The sequence below is a fragment of the Kribbella sp. genome (genome assembly GCF_035655035.1).
Taxonomy (GTDB): Bacteria; Actinomycetota; Actinomycetes; order Propionibacteriales; family Kribbellaceae; genus Kribbella.
The window spans coordinates 1-3,873 of record NZ_DASRVN010000187.1; the positions used below are offsets into that span (position 1 = coordinate 1).

General features: G+C 70.2%; 4 protein-coding genes and 1 pseudogene. 4 read left to right on the forward strand and 1 reads right to left on the reverse strand.

Annotated elements, in window-relative coordinates; all coding sequences use genetic code 11:
- The 4 genes from VFF46_RS10950 to VFF46_RS10965 form a co-directional block, all read left to right on the forward strand.
- Positions 1-728 (forward strand): GH32 C-terminal domain-containing protein (locus tag VFF46_RS10950; protein ID WP_325036966.1); only part of this gene is annotated, 728 nt, incomplete at its 5' end.
- A gap of 21 nt (positions 729-749) precedes the next feature.
- Entirely contained in the window at positions 750-1,577 is an 828-nt protein-coding gene (locus tag VFF46_RS10955; protein WP_325036967.1) for an aldo/keto reductase, read from the forward strand.
- 4 nt (positions 1,578-1,581) lie between these two features.
- Positions 1,582-2,550: a Dyp-type peroxidase gene (locus VFF46_RS10960; RefSeq protein WP_325036968.1), complete on the forward strand. Its 969-nt coding sequence runs from the start codon at positions 1,582-1,584 to the stop codon at positions 2,548-2,550.
- Positions 2,547-3,362 (forward strand): family 1 encapsulin nanocompartment shell protein, encoded by an 816-nt coding sequence (locus VFF46_RS10965; protein WP_325036969.1) that lies wholly within the window; start codon positions 2,547-2,549, stop codon positions 3,360-3,362. The genes VFF46_RS10960 and VFF46_RS10965 overlap by 4 nt, the downstream gene beginning before the upstream one ends.
- Here VFF46_RS10965 and VFF46_RS10970 read toward each other — a convergent pair.
- Positions 3,359-3,873 (reverse strand): annotated as a pseudogene (locus VFF46_RS10970) (sodium:proton antiporter); the annotation flags it as partial. The gene VFF46_RS10965 and the pseudogene VFF46_RS10970 overlap by 4 nt on opposite strands.

Below are 3,873 nucleotides of genomic sequence, written 5' to 3' on the forward strand. Positions count from 1 at the left end.
CGGACAGCTTCGAGTGCCCGGACTTCTTCGAGCTCCCACTCGACGGCGGCGACCCGAAGTGGGTGCTGGTCCGCGGCGACGGCAAGTACTCCGTCGGCACGTTCGACGGTACGACGTTCACCGAGGAGACCGAGCAGCTGCGGTCGGACGCCGGGCCGAACTTCTACGCCACCCAGACCTGGAACAACACCGAGACCGGCGACGGCCGCCGGATCCAGGCCGCGTGGATGCGGGACGGCCGGTACCCCGGGATGCCGTTCAACCAGCAGGTCACGATCCCGTGCGAGTTGACGCTGCGTACGGTCGACGGGCAGCCGCGGCTGTTCCGGACCCCGATCCGTGAGCTGACCACGCTGTACTCCGGTACCGCGCGCTGGTCCGGCACCGTGAAGCCGGGCGCCGGCAAGGTCCTCGCCGACGGGCCGGTGGAGGCGGACCTGCACCTCGACGTCGAGATCCCGTCCGGAGCGACTCTGACCGTGGACGTCTGCGGTACGACCGTGGAGCTCACCGGGACAACCGTGGCATCCCAGGCGGTCTCCGGCGGCCTGCGCACCGTCCGGATACTGATCGACCGGACCTCGATCGAGGTGTTCGCGAACGACGGCGAGGTGTCGATCTCGAGCTGCTACCTGCCGGCCGGTGGCGGACTGGTCCTGACCGCTACCGCGCCGGTCCAGGTCGCGACCACCCTGCACAGTCTCGCGTCGATGTGGCCGGATCGCTGATCCGGCTGGTAGAAGGAGTACATGACCTTGACCTTGACCAGCACGCGCACGCTGTCCAACGGAACCGAACTCCCGGTCTTCGGCCTCGGGGTCTGGCAGGCCCGCGACGGTGCCGAGACCGAGCGGGCGGTCGCCTGGGCGCTGGAGGCCGGGTACCGGCTGATCGACACCGCGCAGGCCTACCAGAATGAGACCAGCGTCGGGAAGGCGATCCGCGAAAGCGGCGTCCCGCGCGAGGAGATCTTCCTGACCACGAAGTTCTACCCGGGCGGGAAGGACGCGCGGGTCGAGGCGGAGAAGAGCCTCGAGCGGCTCGGCACCGACTACCTCGACCTGTACCTGATCCACTGGCCGCAGGGCGGGCCGACCTGGGCGTGGCCGGCGATGGAGGCCGCGGTCGACGCCAGGCTCACCAAGGGCATCGGCATCTCGAACTTCAGCGCCACCGAGCTGGCCGAGCTCGGCAAGATCGCCCGCATCCAGCCGGTCGCGAACCAGGTCCAGTTCAGCCCGTTCGAGTACCGCGCCGGGCTCGTCGACGCCTGCGAGGCGGCCGGCGTCGTCGTCCAGGCGTACAGCCCGCTCGGCACCGGCAAGCACCTGGACGACCCGGAGGTCACCCGGATCGCCGAGGCCACCGGTCACACGCCCGCCCAGGTGCTGATCCGCTGGGGGCTCCAGAAGGGCCTGTCGGTGATCCCGAAGTCCGTCCACCAGGACCGGATCGTGGCGAACGCCGGCGTCTTCGACTTCGAGCTCGACGACGCCGCGATGGCCGCCCTGGACGGCCTCGACACCACCGGGCGCACCGACGAGGCGCTCTCCCAGAGCGGCAAGTGGTGGTCCTGAACCGATGATCCAGGACGTACTGCGGGAGCCCGCGAAGGCGGCGATCTTCCTGGTCGCCGACGTACGTCCCGGATCCGAGGCCACCGTGCGGGACCTGCTGGCGGACCTCGCCGGCCTGGCCCGCGCGGTCGGCTTCCGCGCCCCCGACGACCAGCTCAGCTGCGTCGCCGGCATCGGCGCGTCGTTGTGGAGCCGGATCTACCGGGCGCCGGTGCCGCGGGACCTGCACCCGTTCCGCCGGCTGTCCGGCGCGCGGCACACCGCCCCGGCGACCCACGGGGACCTGCTGTTCCACTTCCGCGCCCGGCGCCTCGACCTGTGTTTCGAGCTGGAGCGCCAGGTACTGCGGCGGCTCGCGGGGCATGTCCGGGTCCTGGACGAGGTCCAGGGGTTCAAGTACTTCGACGAGCGGGACCTGCTGGGGTTCGTGGACGGCACCGAGAACCCGGAGGGCCGCAAGGCCGCCGCGGCGCTGGCGATCGGCGACGCGGATCCGCCGTACGCCGGGGGCAGCTACGTGATCGTGCAGAAGTACCTGCACGACCTGGACGCCTGGCAGGCGTTGCCGGTCGCGGAGCAGGAGCGGGTGATCGGCCGGTCGAAGCTCAGCGACATCGAGCTGACCGACCAGCCCGTGAACTCGCACGTCGCGGTGACCACGATCGTCGACCCGGACGGCACCGAACGGCAGATCGTCCGGGAGAACATGGCGTTCGGGTCGCCCGGCTCGGGCGAGTTCGGCACCTATTTCATCGGGTACGCCGGGACGCCGGCGGTGATCGAGCGGATGCTGCACCGGATGTTCGTCGGTGAACCGCCCGGGAACCACGACCGGATCCTGGACTTCTCGACCGCGGTCACCGGCAGCCTGTTCTTCGTACCGACCGCGGACTTTCTCGAGAACCCCCTCGACAACCCCACCGGCAGCGATGGTTCGCTGGGGATCGGCAGCCTGAAAAGGAGTTCCAGATGACGAACAACCTGCACCGCGAACTGGCCCCGGTCTCGGACGCCGCCTGGGGCGAGATCGAGGAGGAGGCCCGCCGGACCTTCACCCGGGACATCGCCGGGCGCCGCGTGGTCGACCTGGTCGGTCCCGCCGGTCCCGGGCTGTCCTCGGTCGGCACCGGCCACACCGAGCCGGTCGAAGCCCAGAGCATGTCACTGGGCAGCGGCGTACAGGCGCTCCGCCGGCTGTCGCAGCCGATCATCGAGCTCCGCGTCCCGTTCAGGGTGACCCGGCACGCCGTCGACGACGTGGAGCGCGGCGCGAAGGACTCCGACTGGCAACCGGTGAAGGACGCCGCGAAGCAGATCGCGTACGCCGAGGACCACCTGGTCTTCCACGGCTCCGACGCCGCCGGGATCGTCGGACTCGCCCCGAGCACCTCGAACGACGTACTGGCGCTGCCCGGTGAGGCGAAGGATCTCCCGGACACCGTGGCGCAGGCGTTGCGTGCGCTGCGGTTGGCCGGTGTGGCCGGCCCGTACAGCCTGCTGCTGTCCGCCGACGCCTATACGGCTGTCGCAGAGACGACCGACCACGGTTACCCGATCCGGGATCACCTGTCCCGGCTGATCGGGGACGGCGAGATCATCTGGGCTCCCGCGCTCGAGGGCGCGCTGCTGGTCTCCACGCGAGGCGGCGACTACGAGTTGCACCTCGGGCAGGACCTGTCCATCGGCTACCTGTCCCACGACACCGACAGCGTCCAGCTCTACCTGCAGGAGTCCCTGACGTTCCTGGCCCTCACGGCAGAGTCAAGCGTCGTACTGCGTCCCTAGAGATCCAGCAGGGTCCGTTCCTCGTGGTCCAGTTCGCGGCGGAGCTTGCGCAGGCTGGCGTCCGGTAGCCGGCCTGCGTCACGCCACCGGACAAGCTCGGCGCGCTGGGCGTTGACGATCGCCCGACGCGCCTCGACCGCGGCACGGTAGTCCTGCGGCCAAGTGATGTCGCCGTCGCCCGACTGGAGCAGTGCAGCGCTGCGGGCCTCGTACCGGTCGGCCCGGGCGGCCAGGTTGGCTCGCAGTACGGCGGCCAGCTCGGTGCCGATGCGCTTCGCTTCCAGGAGCCGGTCCACCGTGTCCAGGCCTGCCTCGACACTGGCCAGGCGGGCCTCGTTGTTCAGCTGCTCCACCTCCGTGGCGTTGACGCCTAGCTTCAGCCACCGGAGCAGTGGGGCAAACGTCAGGCCTTGGCCCACCAGCGTCACCAGGACGACGACGTACCCACAGAAGACCAGCAGGTCACGCTGCGGGAATGCATGCAGGGGTACGGCGACGAGCGCGGCCAGGG